General features: G+C 58.5%; 19 protein-coding genes. 14 read left to right on the top strand and 5 right to left on the bottom strand.

Translation table 11 applies throughout. The annotated features are described in order from the left end of the window. Positions 1–460: 460 nt before the first annotated feature. Positions 461–3,712 carry a protein kinase domain-containing protein gene (locus HFP54_RS16005; protein ID WP_168565876.1) on the bottom strand — a complete coding sequence of 1,084 codons (3,252 nt, stop codon included), beginning with the start codon at positions 3,710–3,712 and terminating at the stop codon, positions 461–463. 55 nt (positions 3,713–3,767) lie between these two features. Further along, the gene (locus HFP54_RS16000) at positions 3,768–5,051 is read right to left on the bottom strand and encodes a DUF8689 domain-containing protein (RefSeq protein WP_146414354.1); all 1,284 of its coding nucleotides are present in this window, start codon (positions 5,049–5,051) and stop codon (positions 3,768–3,770) included. 275 nt (positions 5,052–5,326) lie between these two features. Between HFP54_RS16000 and HFP54_RS15995 the strand changes: the two genes are divergently transcribed. From HFP54_RS15995 to HFP54_RS15980, 4 genes are all read left to right on the top strand, one after another. Further along, on the top strand, positions 5,327–6,448 hold the full coding sequence (locus tag HFP54_RS15995) for an EAL domain-containing protein (RefSeq protein ID WP_146413337.1): 1,122 nt from the start codon (positions 5,327–5,329) through the stop codon (positions 6,446–6,448). 355 nt (positions 6,449–6,803) lie between these two features. After that, positions 6,804–8,354, top strand: coding sequence for a sialate O-acetylesterase (locus tag HFP54_RS15990; RefSeq protein ID WP_235951881.1), 1,551 nt, complete (start codon positions 6,804–6,806; stop codon positions 8,352–8,354). Between the two features lie 219 nt (positions 8,355–8,573). Continuing rightward, positions 8,574–9,176, top strand: a complete 603-nt coding sequence (pgsA, locus tag HFP54_RS15985) for a CDP-diacylglycerol--glycerol-3-phosphate 3-phosphatidyltransferase (protein ID WP_168565875.1) — start codon at positions 8,574–8,576, stop codon at positions 9,174–9,176. After that, positions 9,176–10,282: a CPBP family intramembrane glutamic endopeptidase gene (locus HFP54_RS15980; protein ID WP_168565874.1), complete on the top strand. Its 1,107-nt coding sequence runs from the start codon at positions 9,176–9,178 to the stop codon at positions 10,280–10,282. Before pgsA ends, HFP54_RS15980 begins: the two co-directional genes overlap by 1 nt. 68 nt (positions 10,283–10,350) lie before the next feature. Here the strand turns inward: HFP54_RS15980 and aroB are convergent, their stop codons facing one another. Beyond that, entirely contained in the window at positions 10,351–11,514 is a 1,164-nt protein-coding gene (aroB, locus tag HFP54_RS15975) for a 3-dehydroquinate synthase (protein WP_168565873.1), read from the bottom strand. 240 nt (positions 11,515–11,754) lie between these two features. On the opposite strand from aroB, the gene HFP54_RS15970 reads away from it, so the two are divergent. Further along, positions 11,755–12,354, top strand: coding sequence for a hypothetical protein (locus tag HFP54_RS15970; protein ID WP_206036242.1), 600 nt, complete (start codon positions 11,755–11,757; stop codon positions 12,352–12,354). 36 nt (positions 12,355–12,390) lie between these two features. On the opposite strand, the gene HFP54_RS15965 is transcribed toward HFP54_RS15970, so the two are convergent. Further along, on the bottom strand, positions 12,391–13,656 hold the full coding sequence (locus tag HFP54_RS15965) for a nickel-dependent putative hexonate epimerase (protein ID WP_168565872.1): 1,266 nt from the start codon (positions 13,654–13,656) through the stop codon (positions 12,391–12,393). A 105-nt stretch (positions 13,657–13,761) separates the two neighbouring features. Between HFP54_RS15965 and HFP54_RS15960 the strand changes: the two genes are divergently transcribed. Genes HFP54_RS15960 through ilvE form a run of 3 tightly spaced genes read left to right on the top strand, consistent with a single transcriptional unit; the run spans position 13,762 to position 15,953 of the window. Then, positions 13,762–14,229: a 3-hydroxyacyl-ACP dehydratase FabZ family protein gene (locus tag HFP54_RS15960; protein WP_146413333.1), complete on the top strand. Its 468-nt coding sequence runs from the start codon at positions 13,762–13,764 to the stop codon at positions 14,227–14,229. Then, positions 14,222–15,052 (top strand): enoyl-ACP reductase FabI, encoded by an 831-nt coding sequence (locus tag HFP54_RS15955; RefSeq protein WP_231604608.1) that lies wholly within the window; start codon positions 14,222–14,224, stop codon positions 15,050–15,052. Before HFP54_RS15960 ends, HFP54_RS15955 begins: the two co-directional genes overlap by 8 nt. Before the next feature lie 40 nt (positions 15,053–15,092). After that, positions 15,093–15,953 carry a branched-chain-amino-acid transaminase gene (ilvE, locus tag HFP54_RS15950; RefSeq protein ID WP_168565871.1) on the top strand — a complete coding sequence of 287 codons (861 nt, stop codon included), beginning with the start codon at positions 15,093–15,095 and terminating at the stop codon, positions 15,951–15,953. Positions 15,954–15,967: 14 nt separating this feature from the next. Here ilvE and mnmL read toward each other — a convergent pair whose 3' ends face one another. Then, the gene (gene mnmL / locus HFP54_RS15945) at positions 15,968–17,053 is read right to left on the bottom strand and encodes a tRNA modification radical SAM protein MnmL/YtqA (RefSeq protein ID WP_315853910.1); all 1,086 of its coding nucleotides are present in this window, start codon (positions 17,051–17,053) and stop codon (positions 15,968–15,970) included. A 127-nt stretch (positions 17,054–17,180) separates the two neighbouring features. Here mnmL and HFP54_RS15940 point away from each other — a divergent pair, with 127 nt between their 5' ends. The 6 genes from HFP54_RS15940 to HFP54_RS15915 all read left to right on the top strand — a co-directional run bounded on the left by HFP54_RS15940 (position 17,181) and on the right by HFP54_RS15915 (position 23,847). Next, the gene (locus tag HFP54_RS15940) at positions 17,181–17,636 is read left to right on the top strand and encodes an FHA domain-containing protein (protein WP_145298911.1); all 456 of its coding nucleotides are present in this window, start codon (positions 17,181–17,183) and stop codon (positions 17,634–17,636) included. Between the two features lie 279 nt (positions 17,637–17,915). After that, positions 17,916–18,236 (top strand): Dabb family protein, encoded by a 321-nt coding sequence (locus HFP54_RS15935; protein WP_146413330.1) that lies wholly within the window; start codon positions 17,916–17,918, stop codon positions 18,234–18,236. Positions 18,237–18,322: 86 nt separating this feature from the next. Continuing rightward, on the top strand, positions 18,323–18,883 hold the full coding sequence (gene tsaE / locus HFP54_RS15930) for a tRNA (adenosine(37)-N6)-threonylcarbamoyltransferase complex ATPase subunit type 1 TsaE (RefSeq protein ID WP_206036240.1): 561 nt from the start codon (positions 18,323–18,325) through the stop codon (positions 18,881–18,883). A 66-nt stretch (positions 18,884–18,949) separates the two neighbouring features. Beyond that, positions 18,950–20,086: a phosphotransferase gene (locus HFP54_RS15925; protein ID WP_168565869.1), complete on the top strand. Its 1,137-nt coding sequence runs from the start codon at positions 18,950–18,952 to the stop codon at positions 20,084–20,086. 103 nt (positions 20,087–20,189) lie between these two features. After that, entirely contained in the window at positions 20,190–22,376 is a 2,187-nt protein-coding gene (locus HFP54_RS26215) for a protein-disulfide reductase DsbD family protein (RefSeq protein WP_315853909.1), read from the top strand. 88 nt (positions 22,377–22,464) lie between these two features. Continuing rightward, positions 22,465–23,847: a tRNA modification GTPase gene (locus HFP54_RS15915; protein WP_168565868.1), complete on the top strand. Its 1,383-nt coding sequence runs from the start codon at positions 22,465–22,467 to the stop codon at positions 23,845–23,847. Positions 23,848–23,942 lie beyond the last annotated feature (95 nt).

Here is a 23,942-nt window from a genome sequence, read left to right as displayed (position 1 = left end):
TCGGCGGCTGACGGACAGCAGGGCGGGGCGGTTTGGTCAGAAGCGATTGCCATCGCATCACCTGGGATACCGGGGTCGGGCGGGAACGCCGAACCGTGCAGGCTTCGCAGCCCTGGTGATGCCGACGTTCCATGGGGCGGGGACCGATCCGACATCGCGCGACAACGCCGAACCGATGCCAGACAGTATCGGTGCGACGAACGCACGCCGCGACACGAAAGCGGCGGTGAAGATGTCGCCGCGACAATACGCCCGCCATCGCTGACGAATGGCAAGAATCATCATCGCCCTGGCAATTGGAGTCGCGAAAAGATGTAGACGCAGAGACGCCATGTCGCAAAGACGCAAGGAAAACCGCTCCGACTCGGTTGGCTTTCCTTCGCGTCCTTGCGTCCTCGCGACTTTGCGTTGAAGTCGACTTTAGCCAGTCGCAAAGTCTTCCGAGACAACTTGCCGCCGATCAGTTGCTCCAGTCCACGTCGGCGCGGCTTCGCAGGCGATTGCTGACACTGGGGTCGCCCGCGGCAACTTCCAGACGTTCCAAGACACGTTGCATTGGGACCTGTTGCGCCTCGTGAATCAACATCGGCGTGATGCCGGGAATGATCACCGACGTTAGGCTGCCGTCGTGAGCCTGCTTGACACGCGTTTCCAGTTGTTGGAGCTCCGCATCGCTGCCGACCAAGAGCATCAGTCGCTGCATCCCACCACAGTCCAGCAAGCCGGGGCGGACCTTGGCGACCATCGTTTCGGGCCGAACCTGCGCGTCGTGCGAGACGTTCGATTGTTGTGCTGTGAAGCTGGCGGTTCGCGTCGGCGACACCAGATCCGAATCACCCAATGCGTCTTCATCCTGCAAGCGATTCGTTTGCGACAAAGCCAAAGTCGCCGGTGTGGTCGTGCTCAACGCCGGTGACAGCGGCTCCTCTTTGGCCGTCGATTCCGTGGCATCCACCGCGTTTTTGACCAACGGCAACGCGGCATCGGAAAGCTTGGACACCAGCGTGTCGGCATTCATTCCGGGTTGGTTTGATCGCAGCATCGCCAACAACGTTTGGTCGACCATCGACTCGTGTAATTCCGCCAACAGCGGTTCGAATCGCACCTGCAGTTCACGCGGCATTTCCGACCAGGCGTTCGCATCGGCTTTTCCGTCGGTCGACGTGGCTTGGATTCCTTCGGCGATCAACACCGCGCGGCCCTCCAGCCTGGCCCGCATCGTCTGCAATTGTTTTGCCAACTCGACAAAGAACTGATTGGTCAACGATTCTGCTTTGGTGGACATGATTTGGCGACCGATTTCGCATGCCATGTTCACCCGTTCGGTGATCGGGTCGTCTCCGGACAGGCCGACATCCATCGCATCAGCGGAACTCTGCATCAGATGATCGGCCGAATTCGTCGTTGAAAGCTCGTTGCACCGGTCGATCAACCGGGCGGTGACTTCGATCGCCGAAGTGATGTCCAATCGTCGATCATGCAGGCGGACGATAAATTCACGAGAAATCGCAACGACGTAGCTGGCGACCAACCGGGACACCGCATTCGAAATCGTCGCATCGGCAATGCTGGGTTCCAAGAAATTCCTGATGGCCTGGTCTGACTGCAACGCTTCCTCTGGTAACCGCCGAATCAAGCTCATCAGCCATTCGCGGCGCGAATCATCATCGGCGCGATACATGCCCAGCATGGCATTGCGGATCGCTTCGCGTGTCATCTCGCTTCGTTTGATCAATCGGTCGATCACCGGTTTGGCAAGCTGCTTTGCTTCACCGGGCCGCCCCAGCCATGACAACAGCAAGTGTCGAATCAAAGCGGGCGCCAGCAACTTTTCCTCCAAAGCCCGGACCGTTCCCAGTCGGACCGCCCCGACCGAACGCAGAAGTGTCGCCGGCATCCCCGCGGTGGCGTCTTCGGTTCCCCGGCGGGCGGCTTCCAACAGATCGTGCGCGCCGTTTGCGGCGGCCCAAAGGTAGTTGACGATCGTTTCACGGGGATCAATCCCCTCCGCTTCGTCCGCCGGTCCGGTGATGACATAGGCATCGCTTAGCGGTGATCGAGCGGCGGGCAGGCTTTCGAATCCCGCTCCCGCATCACCGGGATAACTGTTGCCCGGCTTCATGAAGTGTTGCATTTCCTGCAACGTTGCCTGGGTGTCGTGCAGCAGCAACGGATTGGCGGGGTTGCCGCGCATCGCTGCGGCCGACAGCAAGGAAACGATTTTGCTGTTTTCCAAACCGGCTTGATCCAGCAGATTGCGCAGCAGATGGACCACGTCCAGGTACATGCCGCCTCCGGTCCCGCCGGACACCGATCCGATCACGTAGACCATTGGAATGCGCTCGCCACAGACCGCCGCCAAGTGATCGATCGCCTCGACCAAAGTCCGACGAATCGTTTCGCCATGATCGACCAGTGCCAGACGCCCGAGCGGACGCATGCCTTCGGTACGTCCGTTTCGCGGCACGTTGTAGATCCAGCGACGCGAAATGGAACCGAATCGTTGGTGCTGTTCACGCCGATAGTCCATCGCAGACTTCAACGGCGTGTGCACCAGATGGCACTGTGGAATCAGATCAGATATCTCCGCCAACTTGGTGGCCTGGATCGTCGCGGCATCGGTATCGATCAGTACCGAATGCAAATCCATCGGGCTGGCGGAATACAGCTTGGCGATACGCGACCGCAAATCATGCAGACAGCTTGCTCCGGTGCCTCCCAGCGCAACGACCAACGTATGGCTGGTGATTCGGCCGGAGATCGACCGAGCCTTGGAATCCAATTGCGGCAAATCTTGAACGCTGGCTGGTTGATTTTGCCCGAAGGACAATGGATCGGTTTGGGCCGAACTGCCTTTCGTGGGCATGCCGGATGCTGTCGCCGAACGGCTTTGAACGTGGCGTAGTGCATCGACGAAATCGGCACACGAATCGAAACGTCGCGTGGGATCCTTTTCCAAAGCCCGTGCCACGATCGGTTGATCGCAGGCCGGCAAGGCATTCAGGTTGGGCGAACCATGAACGTGCTGCGTTGCCAATTGTGCGATCGTCCGTCCGTTGAACGGACGCGCCCCGGTCAACATTTCTTGGTACATCACCCCAAGACTGTATTGATCGCTGTGCAGGCTGGGACGTCCGTCAAACACCTCCGGCGGCGCGTACGTCGGCGTCAGACCGCCCACGATGCTGCAATCCGCTTCGCGCAGGTCTTTCAATAAGCCAAAGTCGGCGACTTTGACGTGACCGCCGACCAACAGCAGATTACCGGGTTTGATGTCCAAGTGTTGCAGTTGGTATTTGCTGTGCAGGTAATCCAGCGCATCAGCGGCGTCGTGCAAATAGGCCAACAGGGCTTTCCGCGGAATCCCACAGGATCCCCGATCGCAGTGCCGCTTGAACACTTCTTCCAAAGACCCATCAGCCAGTTCCGTCACGATGACAAGTTGATCGTTGACGATGCCGAATCGGTCCAACGTTAACAGGAACGGATGGTGAACGCCTTTGATTCGTTCCAACGATTTCAGTTCGCGTGACCCGCGGTTCTCGTCCGTGGCACCGAACACAAATTTGACGGCCTTTTTGATACCTCCGGGCGCATCGGCACGCCAAACCTCGCCGAAGCCGCCTTCGCCGATCTTTTCTTCCAGGACGTAGCCCGAAAACGGCTCGTACCCGGGAGCGATCAAACGAGTGGAATCTGCAGTCTTGGTCATGAGAGCGACTTGAAATAGAAAACGGGGATCAACATTCACCGATCGGGACGATCGACTACAGTTCGCTGAAGTAGCTCTTGCAGGCCTGGTCCAAGTATTCCGGACGCAGGGTCAACGGAATTTTTCGATAGCGACAGAAATTGGCGACCTGCGTCAGCAAATCGCGGGGATGGCATCGACGGGGCGGCCGGCTGCTGCGTTTGTAGTATTCCAGCAGATACTCGGCGGCTTCCGGTGTTTCGGGGAACCCCAATCGTGACGCGACCGTCTTCATCAAGATTCGCATCTCTTGGGCTGACGGGTTGTCCACAAAGATCTTGTAGGGGACGCGACGCAAGAAAGCCTCGTCCACCAGATCATCTGGATTGATGTTGGTTGAAAAGATGATCAGCTGTTCGAAGGGGATTTGAATCTTCTTTCCCGTCGGCAGAGTCAAGTAATCACACTTGTTTTCCAGCGGAACAATCCAGCGATTCAACAACTCCTCCGGTGCAATGCGTTGTCGCCCAAAGTCGTCGATCAACAGACAACCACAATTGCTTTTCATCTGCAGCGGCGCTTCGCAGATGTTCGAACGGGGATCATGCCGGACTTCCAGGTTGTCCATCACCAATTCACCACCGACCACAACGGTCGGCCGCTGGATTCGCATCCAACGCCGGTCCCATTCGTCCGCCTTTAAAATCTGCCCGTTGCCTTCGGGCACGGGAGCTTCGCGATGGAAAGCGTCGTCTTGCAGTTTGATCAGGTTGCCGTCATCTAGGATCGCATGGGGAATCCAGATCTCTTGCCCCAGACATCCGGTCAACGACCGCGCAATCGTCGTTTTGCCGTTGCCGGGAGGTCCGTACAGGAACAGACCGGTGTTGCTGTTGACCGCCGGGCCCAACTGATCCAACAAACTGTTTTGGTACGAAATATCCGCCATCGCGGCGGCCAGTTGATCGCGATCAATCGGATCCAATCCGGCCGCCTGAGCTTCCACACTGAGGCAGTAATCCTGCAGCGGCACCGGCGCCGGGCCGACATAGCTGCAGTGTTGCAGATGAGCTTGCGTCTGCTTTTGTCCCTGTTCGGTCAGCGAATAGTAGTAGTCGTTAAATGGTGCCGGTCGGACGTGCGCCACCAGCTTGCGTGTTCGCAACAGATCCATCAGCGGTTCGACGATGCGAAACGGCAATCCCATTCGCTCGGCCGTATTTCGACCGCTGACTGTACCGGCGACGTTGATCGTTTTCAGCGCAAGCGCTTCGATAAAGCTTTCGGACAACCCGGTTTCGGCCAGGCTGGTCGGTTCGGCGGGCCAAAAGGTGTCGTCGCAGAGCAGACTGCCCAGCATCGACGGCTCGAACGATTGCGTTTCTTGGACTAGCACAGGATCGTTGGGTTTGTAGCGAATGTGCGGCTTGTTTGGCGTCGCGCCGACGAGGGCGCAACGCGGGCTATCGGTGAAAGCTAGCTCGCGAATCCAAGTCGCAAGAAAATCTTTCCGATTGACGCTTGTCCACAAACTGCAACCTAGGATTCAGCGATGTGGTCACCCGCCGGTTCGTTATCGAACCCCCTCACGTGCCCCCTGGGTTGGCCCAATACGCATTTGCAATAACCGTCAACATGTCATCCGTTCACAATGCCGCGTTTGATCGACTGTGCCAAAGCACAGCTTGCATCGACGACGTTTGGTTCCTTTGCGGACCAACCAGCGTCGGCGATTCAGTCCGTCATATCGCGATTGACGACGAACCGTTTGTGATCGGCCGAAAGGCCGGCACCGCGCTTCGTCTGCAATTTCGGACGGTCAGCGGAAACCACGCATCACTGTCGGTGGTCGATGGACGGTTGATGGTTCGCGATCTGGGCAGCACCAACGGAACGTACCTGAACGGCAAACGGCTGGAATCCGGATTGGAAACCCAGCTAAAAGACGAAGACCTGGTTCACTTTGCCGAAGCGCCCTTTCGTATTCGCCGCCAGTCACCGACGGGTGTGACCGCCGGAACAATCAGTGAAAACGTTTGCGACCAGGCCCTGGCCCTGGTGCAGTTTGATCGGCTGATGAGTCAACGTTTGGTTCGTCCACACTTTCAACCGATCGTCAAACTCCAGGAAGACGACCAAGTCGGTTTCGAGGTCTTGGGACGCGGCAGCGTGTTTGGATTGGAATCGGTCGGCGCAATGTTCCGCGCGGCCGAGCAATTGAATCTGGAAGTCGAACTTAGCCGCTTGCTTCGCTGGGAAGGGCTGCGAATCGGACGCGACATTCCCGACGACCCTACGCTGTACGTCAACACGCATCCGAAAGAACTGGACAACATCGAAGCCCTGATCGCTTCGCTGCCCGCGGTTCGTGAAATGGCGGGCGACATGAACCTGGTGCTCGAGATTCACGAAGCGGCGGTGACCAATCCCACAGCCATGCAACACTTGCATGCCAGCATGAAGGACTTGGGAATCCAATTGGCCTATGACGACTTCGGCGCCGGTCAGGCCAGACTGGCGGAATTGATCGAAGCACGTCCGGAAGTGGTGAAGTTCGACATCTCGCTGATCCGCGGCATTGATTCGGCGGACGATAACCGATTCAAGATGCTGCAGTCGCTGGTCACCATGGTCCAAGACCTGGACATTCGCGCCCTGGCCGAAGGCATTGAAACGCCGGAGGAAGCCCAAGCGTGTCGCGAGATCGGGTTTGAATTGGCCCAAGGCTATCACTTTGGCCGTCCATCGCCTGCCTAAACGACGACCATCGCCCGAGTCGGTTTCTTTTCGATCGGGCGATTTCTTTCACGGGAACAAACGCTTCCCTCTTCATCGGTTCCCATCTTTTTGGTGACCGGGCCTGGCCTGAAAGACGGCCGGGTGACGCTCGGTTGCGCCCGACACCAACACGCATCGGCCAGCGGTTAGAATGTCACCGCCCCGATGCAGACAGGCGGTGCTGTGCGGGGCCAGCCCCACTTCGCGGGCGATCCTTGACCAGGGCGGTCGACCGGCATTTTCCTGTTCGCGTCGCCCGACTTCTATCCACCGCCATTGCCCTCCCTGATTCTCCCTCCCGATCCCCATTCATTGCTGTGCAGGTGTAGTACTCATGTTGAGTTTCCCGACTCGTTGGCTGATGTTGTTGCCTTTGTTGGTCGCAACCGTTTCGGCATCGGCCGAGATTTCCGTTTGTTCTTTGTTCACCGACCACATGGTCGTCCAGCGTGACAAGCCCGTCCGCGTTTGGGGCTGGACCGACGCCGGCGCCGAGGTGACCGCTTCGCTGGGCGGACACGATGCCAAAGCAACGGCCGGAAGCGATGGCCGTTTTGTAATGGAACTGGCGGCTCTGCCCGCCGGTGGTCCACACGAATTGGTCATCCAGTCGGGCAACGACGCCAAGACGATTTCCGATGTCTTGGTGGGCGAAGTCTGGATCTGCAGCGGCCAGTCCAACATGGCTTGGGCAGTCCAAAGTGCGAACGATGCGGACTTGGAATCGTTATCGGCTAACTACCCGCAGATCCGTTTGATCAGCGTTCCTCAGGTTGGCACCCAAGAGCCGCAAAAAGACTTCAACGGTCAGTGGTCAGTGTGTTCGCCCAGCACGGTCAAGGATTTTTCCGCCGTTGGCTATTTCTTTGGGCGTCAACTGCACCAGACCCTGGACGTGCCGATCGGTTTGATCGACAACGCTTGGGGCGGTTCAGCCGCGGAAGCGTGGATCAGCCGCCAGCGATTGGAGAAGGCCGGTGAGTACGAAGACTTGCTGAATCACTGGGACGAAATGGCCCGCAACTATGACTTCGCGAAAATGAAGAAGGCTTATGAGGAGCGTCGTCAGGCATGGATTGATGGCGGTCGCAAAGGCAATGCACCGCGTGCGCCGCGAGATGCGATGTCGGGCAACCATCGTCCGGCAAACATCTACAACGGCGTGCTGAAACCCACGATCGGATACTCCATCCGCGGTGCAATCTGGTACCAAGGAGAATCCAATTCCAGTCGCGCTTACCAGTACCGCAACTTATTCCCGCTGATGATTCAGTCTTGGCGTGACGAATGGGGTCAAGGCGACTTCCCATTCTATTGGGTCCAGTTGGCCGATTTTCGTGCCGAAGTCGACCAGCCGGCCGAAAGCGATTGGGCGGAATTGCGTGAAGCACAAACGATGACGATGGACAAGCTTTCCAACACCGGACAAGCCGTCATCATCGACCTGGGCGAAGCGTCTGATATTCACCCCAAGAACAAGCAGGACGTCGCCAAGCGTTTGGCCCGTTGGGCGCTGGCAAAGGACTACGGCATTGATGTGCCCTATCAAAGCCCACGATTTGATTCGGTGGAATTCGACGGGGACAAAGCGATCGTCAAATTCAGCCACACCGGTCGTGGGTTGGACACTTTTGACGTTCGCGAAATGATCGGATTTACAATCGCCGGTGACGACAAAAACTTCGTCCACGCCGAAGCCAAGTTGATGCCGGGCACCAAAGACACCGTGGTCGTGTCCAGCCCCGAAGTCAGCGATCCAGTGGCGGTCCGCTACGCTTGGGCCGACAATCCGATTTGTAACGTTCAATCGGCGGACGGTTTGCCGCTGACTCCGTTCCGCAGCGACGATTTCCCGGGCGTTACCGCCGGCAGAACCGCTCCATAAGCTGACACACCGAAAGCCGACACACCGTTTGATCGCAACGTTCAGCATCTTGCTGCTCTTACCAGGCCGGGTGAATCCATGTCGATTCGTCCGGCCTGGGTCGTTGATGGCTCGTGTTTCGCCGACGCCGGATCCGAAACAGCCCCGATACGATCGATCCCGGTCGTGGTTTGGTCAGTCGGTTTCCGCGACGCCCAATTTTCTGCTATCACTTGGGGCATGCCCGCAGAAACGTCCAAGTCGATTTACAACGTCCCCAATCTGCTGACCTCGATCCGCCTGGTTTTGGCAATCGCGGTCATTGTGTTGATTCCGTTGGCGATGTATGTCCCCGCTTTGATCGTGTTTCTGGTTGCCGTTTCGACGGACTGGATCGACGGTTATTGGGCCCGGAAATACGGCCAAGTCACAAAGTTGGGCCGGATCTTTGACCCGTTCGTGGACAAGATCATCATCTGTGGCAGTTTCATCGCATTGGTGGAGATTCGTGACAGCGGCGTGGCCGCGTGGATGGCAATCGTTGTCGTCGCTCGCGAATTGCTGGTGACCAGCTTGCGCGGCATGATCGAAGGATCGGGCGGCGATTTTTCCGCCAAGTCACTCGGCAAATGGAAGATGGTGTTGCAGTGTGCCGCCGTCGTCGCCGTCCTGCTGGTGCTGATCGCACAGCCGGCGGCTCCATGGTTGAAATGGACATCGTTGGGTCTGCTGTGGGCGGCCGTTGGATTGACGGTCTATTCCGGATACGACTATGCCTGGGCCGCGGCAAAGATGATGCAGGATTCACCCGACGCGTCGACACCACCGAAGGATGGCGTTTGATGGGATCGGTCGTCCAAACTTTGTTGGGCGGACTGTTGTTGGCGCTGTTTCCCGCCAGCCTGATCGCCTGGATCACCCTGTTGAAACGTCGCATCACGTCCGGCCGCTTGTCGGCGTTGTTGCCGTATCGTCCGCGACCATTGCCGCACTGGTCACCGCTGACTTTCTTGGTGCTGATGGGGCTGTTTCTGGTTGCCGGCCCGTTGGTCCGACTGGCGTTCGCCTCGGTCGGCTTGGTCGATTGGCCGGAAAGCGGAGCATCGTCATCGTCGGCCGCGCCCCAGCGTTCGGCAGAACTGATGATCGGCGCGACCGTGTTTTTGGTGTCCTGTTTGCTGACCGGCGCTTACATCTATGTGATGGCTCCGAAGCGGTTCGGTGTCGTGGGACTGCGTCCGACCTGGTCGGGTGTCCGGCTGGGATTGATTGCATCGGTCCTGGTGTTGCCGCCGCTGATGATCTTGATGGCAGCCGTCAGTTGGCTGGTGCCGTACGAGCACGAAGTCTTGGACGTGATGGAAAAGCAATTGTCGCTATCCAGCTTTTTGAAGCTGTTCTTTGTCACGGCGATCCTGACGCCGATCGTCGAAGAATTCTCTGTGCGGGTTGTTTTGCAAGGTTCGCTGCAAGGTCTGGCTGATGCCGGGAAAGTGCGTCCTTGGCACGACGACGGCCAAGCGGAATCAAACAACGCGGCGGCCGAATCCAGCCCGGCGACACCGACCGTCACCGACACGCCATCGTCCGATGCCGGAATTGCATCCGCCGAAAGCGTGTCAAATGCGCCGGAGCCGACCGATCCGACGCCGACCAATCCCGTCCAGTGGGTTTATCAACCGATCCCCGGACGACCGGAACCACCACCGCCGCCGGCCGACGCGGGTGGGTTTCGTCCGGCCGATTGGCCGATTGTGGTGACCAGCCTGTTTTTCGCCTTACTACACTTTGGCCAAGGCTTGGCACCGGTGCCGTTATTCTTTTTGTCACTGGCGCTCGGATATCTGTACCGTCAAACGGGCAACATCACCGCTTCGATCGTCGTGCACATGGTGCTGAATAGTCTGACGATGATCGTCACCTTCGTCACGCTGATGACCGAAGCCTAAACGACGCTTGAATCGCAACGGTTGCGGTTCGGGCGGTGCTTTCGAGGAGCGAAAGACGACTTTGGCGGCTAAGCCTTGCCGATGGTCTGTTCGATCGACGCGATCACATCGTTGCGATCGATGTCGCTGACCAAGTCCACGTGACCGATGCGGCTGGGCAAGATGAAGCGAAGCTTGCCGTGCGCGACCTTCTTGTCACGCTGCATCACCGTCAACATCGCTTCGATGTCCGCGGTGTCCATGCTGATCGGCAATTGGCAAGCGGCCAGCAAATCGCTTTGGCGTTCCAGTAAGTCCGCATCACACATGCCGATTCGGATTGCCAACCTAGCGGCCATCTGCATCCCGATCGCGACCGCTTCACCGTGCAGCCAAGTCCCGTAACCGGTGGTGGCTTCGATCGCGTGGGCGAAGGTGTGCCCGTAGTTCAAGATCGCACGGCGGCCCGATGTTTCGCGTTCATCGGCGCCCACCACGCGGGCCTTCGATTCACAACTGGCGGCAATCGCATAACGCAGAGCATCGGCATCCCGCCGAACCAACGCATCCGCATTGTCCACCAGCCAATCAAAAAACTTCGCGTCATCAATCACGCCGTACTTCACGACCTCGCCGAGGCCGCTGCGATAGGTGCGATCCGGCAGCGTTGCCAAGACATCGGTATCGATCCACACCGCTTCGGGTTGCCAGAACGCACCGACCATGTTTTTTGCCCCGGGCAAATTGATGCCGGTTTTGCCACCAACACTGCTGTCGACCATGGCCAGCAACGTCGTGGGGACTTGAACGAATCGCACCCCACGGGCAAACGTTGCGGCGGCGAACCCGGCCAAGTCACCGACCACGCCCCCGCCGACGGCGACGACGACGCTGCGACGATCCGTGCCCAGGTTCAGCATTTGATTCCAAATCCCACCGATCGATTCCACCGACTTGCTGGTTTCGCCGGACGGGATGTTGATGACGTCCACGCGGACGGCATCACCGATTGAGTCCAAAGCCTTAGCGATCGGCGTGGCCCAGCGCTTCGAAACCGCTTCATCGACGATCAAGACCCAGTGCGTCACATCGGCAGCAGCATCTGTCAAAAAACGCACGTCGGCGGCACGACCTTCTTTGCCACAGATGCAAGCTGACGTGATTCGAATCGGATAACTGCGGTCATCCAACGGCACCGTGACGGTCCGATTCGACGAGTCGTCTGTCGTGGGGGCTTGGGGGTTGGATACCATGAAACTGAATCGCCAAGGTCGGGTTCGGCCGGAATCCACTGGGTCACAGACCGCGGGGTCGATCCGGTGTCGCAAAACCAAAGCTTAGCCCGATGCGATCGGTCGTGAACCCGCCCTGTACCGCTGCGGTCAATCGTTCATGCTGTGTGACACAGCCGGCGTCGATCGTCCGCGGGATGCCGCCCACGACTCCGACCCTTTCCGTCCGCGTTTCCCCAAACCGCTGATCGACGTTCGCCGATGAACGCAACCGACACCGCCATGCCAGCCGCGGCCGACACACCCCAATCGATCGATCCGCACGCCGCGGCGCCCACCAAAATCACGCGACGCGGCATTTGGATCGGTGTCGGTGTGGTCGTGTTCGCAATCGTTTTTGCATTTGCCAGTATCTACGCTCGGCGGACGCGTCTGGAGCAGACTCGGCAGTTTTTCGGAGCCCCGTGGATCACGGCAGTTCAGTTGGCCGACCAAGTTCAACTGTTACCAGGTCCGGACGCCGAGTTTGAGCCTGTCAAGCTGACCGCCACGCCGGGGCTGGGTCATTTGCGACGCGCCCTGCTGGATGAACGCCACTATCAATGGGACACCGTCACCGACGGATCGGTCGCCGACATTTCCGGCGAAGACGCGATCCACATGACGTTGCAGTTTTCCGATCCCATCGGTCGCCGAGTTGAAAAGACGACGATCCCGATGGAATTGTCGGAAGGTTGGATCGGTACCGGCGATGGGCGGCAGCGAGTCCGCGTGAAGCCACGCGTCCAGACGGCGTTGGAATTTCAGCTGAAGATCATGAAAGACGTTTCCCAAAAGACGACCGACCAACGCGATTCGTAACGCGCCAATCGCGTTTCGATCGAAACGGCGAAATAATCAGCGTGGAGCACTCCACAGACCCAGGGCCGGGTTTTGAATGAAATAGAATCGGCTTCCGTCGACGTCGTCGTGCCAGCCGTCTTCCATCTGTCCGTTGTTGTATCGCTTCATCAACGCGTCCAAGTCACCCGGTGTGTACCCGACGCCGCGAATTTCATCATCGGTCAACTTGCCCGCTGCATACACGACTTCGAATCGATTTTCGGGCGACCCGTGGATCAGGTGAGCCGCGGCCGACGGATCTCCCGCCAAGTCTTCGTTCTCCGCAACCATTCGCAAGACATCTTCCTTGGGACGATACCCATAGCGCCGGATCAATTGGTCGATCGCGGGGTCTTCGCCGAACTCTTCGACCGCCGGTCCTAGCACGGTCAGTCGACCACCGTCGGCGATGGCAAGTCGTGTGCGATAGATCGACTTGTTCCCCAGCCACGTACTCTTGAACTCTTTCGGATCCAGGTAAGCCACCACGTGCTTGGGGGCTTCGTCCAAGTGCGTGATGTTGACTTGTCGCGCCAATTCGGCCGCTTCGTAAAACGTTTCGTGATCGTCGCCGATGTACAGCCCGCGGGTGTGCAGCGATCCGTCCTTCATCTGCTGGACCACCGTCAAGGCGTACAACAGGGGCATGTCGGCACAGAAGTGATCTTGGGCGTAGTTCAGGATTTCCCGAAGCGGCGTTTTGGCTTGGCCCAACGTGCGTTCAATGCCGTACACCGCACTCAAATAGTGACTCTCGTTGATCCCGGTGACACCACCAGTGCCGACGAAGACGTTCTTGTTGTAATTGGCCATCCCGATCACTTCGTGCGGAACGACTTGCCCGATCGAAAAGATCAGATCGTGCCCGCCGTCGACCAACATCTTGTTGACCTGTGCGGGCCAAGGCTTCTGGTAAACGCCTTCGGTGACCTCGGAAACGAAGTCGGCCGGGACTTCACCCAAGGTTCGCACGTCGCTTCGCCAACGGTGCACGCGAAACAGGTCCAGCGGAACGCCGGGGAACATTTCGGCCAGCTGTTCATCCTTCATCGCGCTGTGCGTGCCCAGGGCCGGCATGATGTCGGCGACGCCGTCCCCCAACAAATCGTGACACAGGGCGGTGATTTCCCCGGCGCGGCTGAACATCCGCGTCGCATCGGGCGGCAGCAACAATGCCTTTTTCGGCCTGCCGATCGCCTGGAAAACCTCCTGCAATGCCTGACGCAGGTCGTCGCTTGTCAACGATGTCGTCGGTGATCCGGTGGCGAAATGAGTGGTCATGCGTGAAAGATTCGTGTCGGGGATGAACGTTGGTCGGGGCGTCGATCCAGTCTAGACCGGGTCGCCGTCTTGACGAAGCCCGGGAGGCGTTTCCATCATGACGCGATGAGTGTCCAAGAGATTGAAAATCGTATTCCGCACCGAGCCCCGATGCGGCTGGTCGACGAAATCGTCAGCGAAGATGATAAGCGGATCGTCTGTCAAAAGACGTTCCGCGACGACGAGTCGTTTGTCCAAGGCCATTTCCCCGGCTATCCGCTAGTGCCGGGCGTGATTCAGTGCGAATGTTGCCTGCAAGCCGGCGCGATCCTGCTGCAGAAGTTCACCCCCGAAGGCGACGACGTGATCCCAGTGGCGACGCGGATGGACAACGTCAAATTCAAAAACATGGTGCGTCCCGGCGACACCGTGCAGATCGAAGTCACCCTGAAAGAACAATTGTCCAATGCGTTCTTTCTGACCGGAAAGATGACGATCGACGGCAAAACCACCGCACGCTTGGATTTTGCCTGCAGCGTGACCACGCCACGGGAATCGAATTCAGCCGCACCGAAAAAGGAATCCGGTGTCTGACGAACCTGTACAAGACTATTTGGGTCTATCCGGCAAGACAGTGTTGGTGATGGGTGTCGCCAACAAGAAAAGCGTGGCGTATCGCGTCGCGCTGCAGTTGAAACAGGCCGGCGCCCGTGTGATCTATTCGGTACGCAGCGAAGCACGCAAGGAAAGCCTGGCAAAATTGCTTTCGGGTGAAGACGTGTTTGTTTGCGACGTGGAATCACAGGACGAGATCGACAACCTGGCACGGCAATTGGCCGATGCCGATGTCCGTTTGGACGGGTTGATTCATTCGATTGCGTTTGCCGATTACAGCGACGGGATGAAGCCGTTTCACGAAACGACGCGGCGACAATTCTTGCAAGCGATGGACATTTCCGCTTTTTCGTTGGTGGCGGTGTGCAACGCGTTGCGTGATCGTTTTTGCAATGACGCGTCGGTGGTCACGATCGGCATCAGCACGACGCGGATGGCCAGCGAAAGTTATGGTTTCATGGCGCCGATCAAAGCCGCCCTGGAATCATCGCTGGCGTTTCTGACCAAGTCGTTCAGTAAGTTCAGCCACGTCCGCTTTAACGCGGTCGCCGCGGGGCTGCTGAAGACCAGCGCATCGGCGGGCATTCCGGGTTATGTCGATTCGTACTTGTATGCCGAAAAGGTCATCCCGCGTGGCGAAGCCGTCACGACCGATGAAGTCGCCGCGACCGCAACGTTTCTGGTCAGCCCCCGCAGCAGCGGCATCACGGCCCAGTCGATCGTCGTCGACGCCGGAATGTCAATCAACTATTTTGATGCCGCCGTTGTCCAAGCCGTGACCGACGCCGACACCACGGCCTGACGATTGCCCGCCCCCATCATTGCTTTCCCCGCGTCCTAACATGCCCCAGTCGATTTACATCAACGGCGAGTATTTCTCTCGCGAAAACGCAAAGATCAGCGTTTATGACCACGGTCTGCTGTATGGCGACGGCGTGTTCGAAGGCATGCGGATCTATCACGGCAAAGTCTTTCGGTTACGCGAACACCTGATCCGCCTGTGGGAATCGGCACGAGCGATCGCGCTGGAGATCCCCATGTCGATCGACGAGATGACCGCCGCGGTTAAAGAGACGGTCAAACGCAATGAGTTGGAGGAAGGCTACATCCGCTTGGTCGTCACTCGGGGCGGGAACCAACTGGGACTGGATCCGTTCCGCTGCGAAGACCCCCAGGTCATCATCATCGCGGACAAGATCTCTCTGTATCCCGAACAGTATTACACCGATGGACTGGACCTGGTCACCGCGGCGACGATTCGCAACCACCCGGCGGCACTGAGCCCGCGGATCAAATCGCTGAACTATTTGAACAATATCATGGCCAAGATCGAAGGCTTGCGGGCCGGGTGTATCGAAGCACTGATGTTGAACCATAAAGGCGAAGTCGCCGAATGCACCGGCGATAACATCTTCGTCGTCAAAGATGGCGTGTTGATGACGCCGCCGATCGATGCGGGCATTCTGGAAGGCATCACTCGCAACGCCGTGATTGAATTGGCGGAAAAGGCGGACATCGAGGTCCGACAAATACCGCTGACGCGTCACGACATCTTTGTCGCCGACGAATGCTTCCTGACCGGTAGCGCGGCCGAAGTCATTCCCGCGGTGAAGCTGGACGGTCGTCACATCGGCGACGGCAAACCAGGTCCGGTCACCCAGCGTTTGAATGCTTTGTTCAAAGATCTGGTGAAAGAGGAATAGGCGGCAGGGTCGATTCAATTCATCTTCAACACGGGCAAGCGTCCGCGCTGTTCGATTTGCTGACGGATCGATTCGGGCGTGTTGTCTTGGGGGCGTGGACGCAAGTGCGGTGACACGGCGGGCGGTCGATAATGGCTGCCTTGAACCGTTCGGCGTCGACGAAACTCCGATTCAATTTCGCGCAACAGACGTGATTTGTCCAAACACCACGCCGGTTCGACCAAGAATCCTTTGGGCGCTTCGCCACTGACCCTTTCCACGATCATTTCCGGTGGCAAACGCTCCAAGAAATCCACGACGGTTTGGACGTACGTCTCGCGGTCCATCAGACTCAGCGTTCCCGCACGAACCTGATCCGCCAACGGCGTCCCTTCCACCACGTACAGGTTGTGGATCTTCACACTGTCGAATCCCAGCGCCGCGACCTCGTCGGCCGTCTGCATCATCATCTCATGCGTTTCGCCGGGGATGCCCAGAATGATATGCACGCCACATTCAAACCCTCTCCCGCGGGCTCGATCGATCGCGTTGATTTGGTGACCGTGATCGTGGGCCCGGTTCATCCAAACCAGACCGTCGTTGTGCATCGTTTGCATGCCGAATTCGACCGAGACGTCATGGTCGGTGGCCAGCATTTCGAACAGCTCCAACACGCTGTCGGGAACGCAATCCGGTCGCGTCCCGACGGCCAGTCCTCGAATTTCCGGCCCATGCGATAAGGCCAGTTCGTAGATCTCCCGCAGCTGTTCGACCGGCGCATACGTGTTCGTCGCCGGTTGAAAATAGGCAAGAAACCCGGTGACCTTGTCGTACCGTTTGCGAACCGTCCGGATGCCGTCGGTCAGCTGGTCCGCCACGCGTTTCAGCCGCACTCGGCGTGACGGGCTGAACGACCGATTGTCACAAAAATTACAGCCTCCGCGGGCCACCGCACCGTCGACATTCGGGCACGTGAATCCCGCGTCGATGCTGATTCGCTGGACTCGACCGCCGTAACGTCGCCGCAAGGCGGCGCCAAAAGCGTTAAAAACCAAACCTTCCGCACGCCAGGACGGGACGGCCGGCGAATTCGATTCCGGGGGGGTGGGATCAGTTGCCACGAAGATTATTCGGGTGAAAATGGGAACATTATTCGGCGTATTGCCGTTCAAAGGTCACAGGTACGACGCATTGGTCGCATCTGATGGCCGCCCCTGTTTTCATGCTTTTCATTCCGAGACGATAGCAGTGCAAGACCGAGAGTTTCCTGAATTCGCAGGGAAATTCGGCCAGCTGACGCCTTGCGGCGGCGGCGATCCGATTCCCCTGGTGAAAGAACGTTTGCTGGTCGGACGACGCCCGTCGTGCGACATCCAGCTGAAATTTCCCAATGTGTCCAGTAACCACTGTCGGTTTTCGCTGGAATCTGGCTACTGGTTCATCAAGGACCTGGGCAGCCGTAACGGCACGAAGGTCGACGGCCGCCAGATCATGCGAAAGCGGGCCGATCCCAAGTGCAAGGTGTCGATCGCCAAGCACCATTACATCTTGGAATACGAGCCTCAAGCCCTGGGTGCGTTCGGTCCGCCGCCGGCCGATGACGATTACGTCGAAGAAATGCTGAAGAGTTCGCTGATGGACCGCGCCGGACTCAGCCGCCGAGATGGCAAGAAGAGCACCAATCGGGATCCGCTGGCCGATTGATCGATCGGTCCGCGATGCGTCGCGAAGTGACGCTTTGAATCCAGACGGCCGTCCCGGGCATCGCCCGGGGCGGTCGTTTTTTTGTTTCGCGTTCGGTCGAGGCAACGAGCCAGGCCCAACCGAGATCGATTTTGTCTCTGCCTCGGCCCTGGACGTCCGGGCGGTGTTGGGTTGTGATGTTCCGCAACCGCGAGACGAAAATGCACGTCGCGGTTAAACAGATTCCACGGTTCCCCACCGTTCGCTCCACCCTCCTTTGACGCCCAGGACGTTTGCACGATGGCCCGACTTGCCCACCACGTTTTCTTCACCCTGAAAGACCGCAGCGAAGAATCCGTCGCACGACTGGTCGCCGCCTGTCAGAAATACTTGGGCGGACACGACGGCATGGTGGGTTTCGAAGTCGGCACCCGTGAATCCGACTATCAACGTCCGGTCAACCAAGACTATGACGTGTCGCTGTACACCGTATTCGTCGACCGTGCCGCGCACGATGCGTACCAGCAAGCCGAACGGCATTTGCAATTCATCGCCGAGACCAAGGAGACGTGGGCGGAAGTTCGTGTGTTCGACAGTAATCTGACCGAGATGTCGAATTAGGCAGCGGTTCCGGTGCGCAAACCTGACGCCACATTGCCCCAGTGCTAACGGCGACGACGGTGAACTTGAACGGTCGACCGATCCGAATGACAGACGGCAACGCTATCACTTGGCACCGATTGGACCTGCACCGGATGTCGGTTTTCGCCAACCGGCTTGCCGGCGTCTTAGCCGATCGAAGGGAAACCACGGCCATCGGCTTGGTCGGCACACTGGGCGCCGGAAAGACCCAGTTGACCACGCTGATTGCCCGATCCATCGGTATTGCTTCGGACGACGTGACCAGCCCGACGTTTACGCTAGCCCAGCACTATCGTGGTTTTATCGGCGGCGATGCGCCAGTCACGGTGGACTTGCACCATGTCGATGCGTATCGGATTGCGGACGAAGACGAGTGGTTCGAAGCGGGCATGGAAGAGCTGCTGGACACCGCCGCTTCGGAAAACCATCGCGTCTGGATTTTCGTCGAATGGGCGGATCGTTTCGCCGACTGGATGCCCGACGACACACTGTGGATCCGCATCGACTGGGACAGCCATTCCGCGTCGCCCGGTGACTCGCCCGGTGAAAATGATCAGCCACGTCGAATCACGATCACCGGCAACGAATTGCCCGCTGGACTGGCCGACGATGAATCAGCATCGTGATGATGCAGCAACAAGCACGGGCTGTTTCGGTGATCTGACGGGCAACGTGACAACTTGGGTGTATCGATGATTCCCGCCGCCGCACGACACGCCGCACGGTGTTTCGCAGGCTTTGCCGATGCACCAGTGCTGCCGGATTTAAATGGCTGGTCACAAATCCCCGCCGGCTTCAGCGGGTCGGCGGTGTACCGTGTCATCGATCCCCGTGGCAGTGCTTGGTCGCTGAAACAATTGACCGCATCGGCGTCCGTCTCGCACGTCAAGGCGATCCATCAGGTGTTGGTGCATATCCGTCGCGCCGGATGTGACTGGGTCTCCGGCCCAAACCATTTGGTGGGCAATCCGTCGGAAACGGTTGCCGATTTGGGAACGCATGGATGCTGGGAAATGACGCAGTGGATGCCGGGCCGGTCGTACAGCGACATCGATCGGTTGGCGGGCAACCTGGACGAAGCCGTCAAAGTCCTGACGGCCGGATGCCGCGCGATCGCGTGCTTCCATGATGCCGCCGCGTCGATGGTGCGGCAGAACGGTCCGGCCCCATCAGTGATCGACCGCATCAAGCGTTTAGACAGCCTGTCTTCATCGATCTTGTCGACATGCGATGACGCGGGCCCCAAGATCCGATCGTTGCATCTCAGGCAAAACGTTGCACCGGAGCTTCTGCGGGCTTGCCATCAGATCACCGCGGATTGGCCAATCTTTGCACGGCAGATCCGCAACGACTTGGAACAGCGGGCTGGTGAAGTCACGCCGATTCAATGGGTCGCGCGAGATGTCCATCGGGGCCATTTGTTGTTCACCGATGATGCCGGTTCGCTGTCAGCGGCGGCTAAGCCGACGGTTTCGGGGATGATCGATTTCGACGCGATGCGGTTGGACACGCCGGCGGCCGACTTGGCACGCTGGATCGGCGATTTTCTGTTCTTGGCGATCATCCACGGCGACGCCGCAGCGGACATCGCGACACGATTCTGGCAGGCCGGATTGGCGGAATATCGTCAGATCCGCTCATTTTCCGAACAGCAACAGACCTTATGTTGGACGCTTGTCCGGTCCAGTTCCCTGATTTCTTTGGCAAACTGGGTCGACTGGATTCTGCAGCAACGACGCCGTTTTTTAGCGGCCGATTCGGCAATCGCCCAGCGTTTGGTTGCCCTAAATCAACAGTGGACAATCGTGCGCCAGGCGACGGATCGTTGACGATTCCGCCGTGTCCACACAGAATTTCGAGATTGCGGCGATGTCGGGGGCATTTGATACGATTTTCGACGCATGTTTTCCAGCGGATCGGAGTGAATCGACGGTGCGAAATCAATCAATCAATTGGCGATGGTCGCTGATGTTCGCGTTTGCCATGGTCGGCATCGCGGCAACGACGTCCTTGGCACAGGAAAAATCGTCCGGCGATCAGGCGTCTGCCGGATCGGTGCCGATCGAACAATCCATCCAATCGGATGACGCGGCCGGTGGTGGTCGGCTGACTCAGGATGCCGCCGAATTGTTTCCTCAATTGGCCACGCCCGATTTTGGCGACCAGCTGTCGGCCGGTCCCGATGGTTTTTCCGACTGGCAGTTGACCGGGGCGTCGGATGATGCGGCGGAATCCGACCACGGCGATGCGGGATCCCCCGCACCCAAGGAAGCCGAACCGTTTCGTGACGGTGACTATGTCGTCCAGTGGCAGGCGTGGATCGATGCGGAACCCGAATCCGATCAGGCGATTGCGGAGCTGGTATTTCGTGCCGTCCCCGACAAAGGATTTCACGTTTACGCGTCTTCGGTCACCGGCGAAGAATCATCGACGGCGTTCGCATTGACAGACAAATCGGACATGGCCGTTGGTGCCCCGAACACCAAGAACGAAGTCGTCAGTAAAGTCTTGTTCGAAGGCTTGCCACCGATTCGTTTTCATGAAGGCACCGTCACGTGGCGATTGCCCGTCCGCATCAACGCCAACAGTCAAACCGGCACGGCCGAATTGAAGGGGCTGATCACCTATCAAGCGTGCACCGACACCAGTTGTCGACAACCCGTTGCACTGGAGTTCGTTGCGCCGATGAAGATCGACGTGGCGGCCAAGAGTGCGGCAGCAGCCGGCCCCATTCGTTTGACATCGACCGCGTTCGGCCCGGCCGCCGACCAAGCGGCTTCGTTGAACTGGGTCGACAAAGCGATCGACAGCGAACCGGTCGACGCAGCCGCACCGGTGCCCAGCATTGACCAACCGGAAGACGAGTACTCGTTCGCGACCATGCTGTTTTTCGCCTTCATCGGCGGCATCATCCTGAACGTGATGCCGTGCGTGTTGCCGGTCGTTGGTTTGAAAGTGATGAGCTTTGTTGAACAGGCCGGGGAAGATCGCAAACGTGTTTTCATGCTGAACATGGTGTATGCCCTGGGCATTTTATCCGTGTTCGCTCTGCTTGCCGTGCTTGCGGTCGTCGCAGGTCTTTCTTGGGGTGAACAGTTCACGTTCTTTCCACTGAAACTGGGTTTGACGCTGGTCTTGTTTGCACTGGCACTCAGTTACCTGGGCGTCTGGGAAATCCCCGTGCCCGGCATGGCTTCGGGTAAGGTTTCACAGGATTTGCAGCAACGCGAAGGATACGCCGGAGCGTTTTCCAAAGGCATTTTTGCAACGATTCTGGCAACACCCTGCAGCGGCCCGCTGTTGGGAACCATTTTTGGATTGTCGATCTTTCTGTCGGGACCGGAAAAGTTCCTGGTCATGATGACGGTCGGATTGGGAATGGCTGTGCCGTACCTGTTGATCGGATTGAATCCGAAGCTGGTCGCTTGGCTGCCCAAGCCCGGCGGCTGGATGGAAACGTTCAAGGAATTCCTAGCGTTCTTGTTGCTGGGAACCGTTGCGTTTTTCTTTGCCGGCTTTGCCGACGATCTGAAACTGCCGGTGTTCGTCAGCCTGATCGGCGTTTGGTTCGGATGCTGGATCATCGGTCGCGTTCCCAATTGGGAAACCGTACAGAAGCGATTGTTCGCTTGGGCGGGTGGATTGGCCGCGGCCGCAGTGATTGGCATCGGATCGTTCGTAGCATTGGCGCCGGTGGACGACGAAATGGGCTGGGTGCCTTACAGCGAAGCCCGTTTGCAGGCGTTGCATGACGAAGGCCGCACGGTGATGCTGGATTTCACCGCCAGCTGGTGTGTGAACTGCAAGATCAACAGCAAGTTTGCCATCGACACCGAAAAGACGCGTGAGTTGGTTGACGAGCTGGACGCCGTTCCGATGTTGGCCGACTGGAGCGACCGGAACGATCAAATCAAATCCAAGCTGGCGGAACTCCGCAGCAATTCGATCCCGCTATTGGTGGTCTTCCCGGGCTCCGACCCCACCGAACCGATCATCTTGCGCGACTTGGTCAGTCAGACGTCGGTTTTGGATGCCTTGCGAAAAGCGGGTCCGAGCGTGGATTCACAAATCGCCAAGGGATCCGGCGACACGTCACGCCAATTGGTCACGACCCGTTGAAGCGGCGGCCGTCGAACTGGCGACCCGCCATCGCCATGCTTGCGGTTCCGTATTTGTTCTTCGACGTGCCGGTTTCTGGGAGTCGGTGATGTTCAATACCGACGACACGATTGTGGCCATCGCATCACCGCTTTGTCCCGCCCCGCGAGGCATCGTGCGACTTTCCGGCGATGATGTCATGGACGTCCTGGCGGGACTGATGGGTGGCCCCGTGGACTTGACTGCCGGCCGGCGCCAGCGAGCGGCGATTGATTGCGGCGCCCCCATCGGCGAAATTCACGCTGACGTGCTGATCTGGCCCGATGGCCGCAGCTACACCGGGCAACCCTCGGCGGAAATTCACACGATTGGATCGTTGCCCGTGCTGGAATCGATGGTCCAGCGGGCCATCCAGTTCAAGGCTCGGGCGGCGCGTCCGGGCGAATTCACGCTGCGGTCGTTTCTGGCCGGACGTTTGGATCTGACTCAGGCCGAAGCCGTCTTGGGGGTGATCGACGCGGACCAAGACCGGTCATTGGACCAGGCGCTGCAGCAGTTGGCTGGTAATTTTTCGCGGCCACTGTTGCTGTTGCGTGATCAATTGCTGGACCTGTTGGCGGATGTCGAAGCCGGCTTGGACTTTGTCGACGAAGACATTGAATTCATCCAGCCGCACGAACTGCGGCGGCGATTGGATGTCATCGCCGCGACGCTGGAATCGACGTCGGCGACGCTGGAAAGTCGTGGCGAGTCGAATGAAACGCCGAAAATCGTTCTGTGCGGGCAACCCAACGCGGGAAAAAGCTGTTTGATCAACGCGATCAGCGGTCATGATGCGGCCTTGGTCGCCGACGTTCCCGGCACGACGCGTGACACCGTCAGCGTTCATGTGACGGTCGGCGACCGGCAATTGGAATTGATCGATACCGCTGGCTTCGAAGCGGTCGCTGGCCGGACCGCCGCAACGTCAGATTCCCAAAAATCGATTTCCGAAATCGCACAGCGGATGACCGCACAAGCCATTCGCAGGGCCGACGTGGTGCTGCACTGCGTTGACGTCACACGTCCGAGTCAAAGCGATGATCGGCCGATTGATTCGGCCGGTCGACATGTGATTGGCGTTTGGACAAAAGCCGATTTGCAATCGCCCAACGATACGGATACCGATGTTTCCGCCGGCGGCTGTTTGACCAGCAGCGTGACCGGCCAGGGCATCGATGATTTGGTCGATCGAATCTTTTCAGAACTGGATCGAACCGACCGGACCGATTCGGTGTCCGTGTCCGGTACCGCGGCGCGATGTCGTCAATCACTGGCCCAGGCCGCCGGGGCCATCCGAACGGCGATCGGACTGTCGGAGATTGACGAGGGCCAGGAATTGATTGCCACGGAGATCCGTACCGCCGCCGACGCCTTGGGCGAAGTCACCGGGGTCGTGTACACCGACGACATTCTGGACCGGGTTTTCGGCCGATTCTGTATCGGAAAATAGCGACGGCCCGGTGCCAGCGCAGCTTCGGTCCACGTCGACGCATCGTCGAACCGCGTGTTTTCTTTTGTCCAGCCCTCTCCCAGCGCCGGGCATTT

This window comes from Crateriforma spongiae (assembly GCF_012290005.1).
GTDB lineage: Bacteria > Planctomycetota > Planctomycetia > Pirellulales > Pirellulaceae > Crateriforma > Crateriforma spongiae.
The sequence above is the reverse complement of the archived record's forward strand: the minus strand, read 5'-3'. Positions and strand labels throughout refer to the sequence as shown.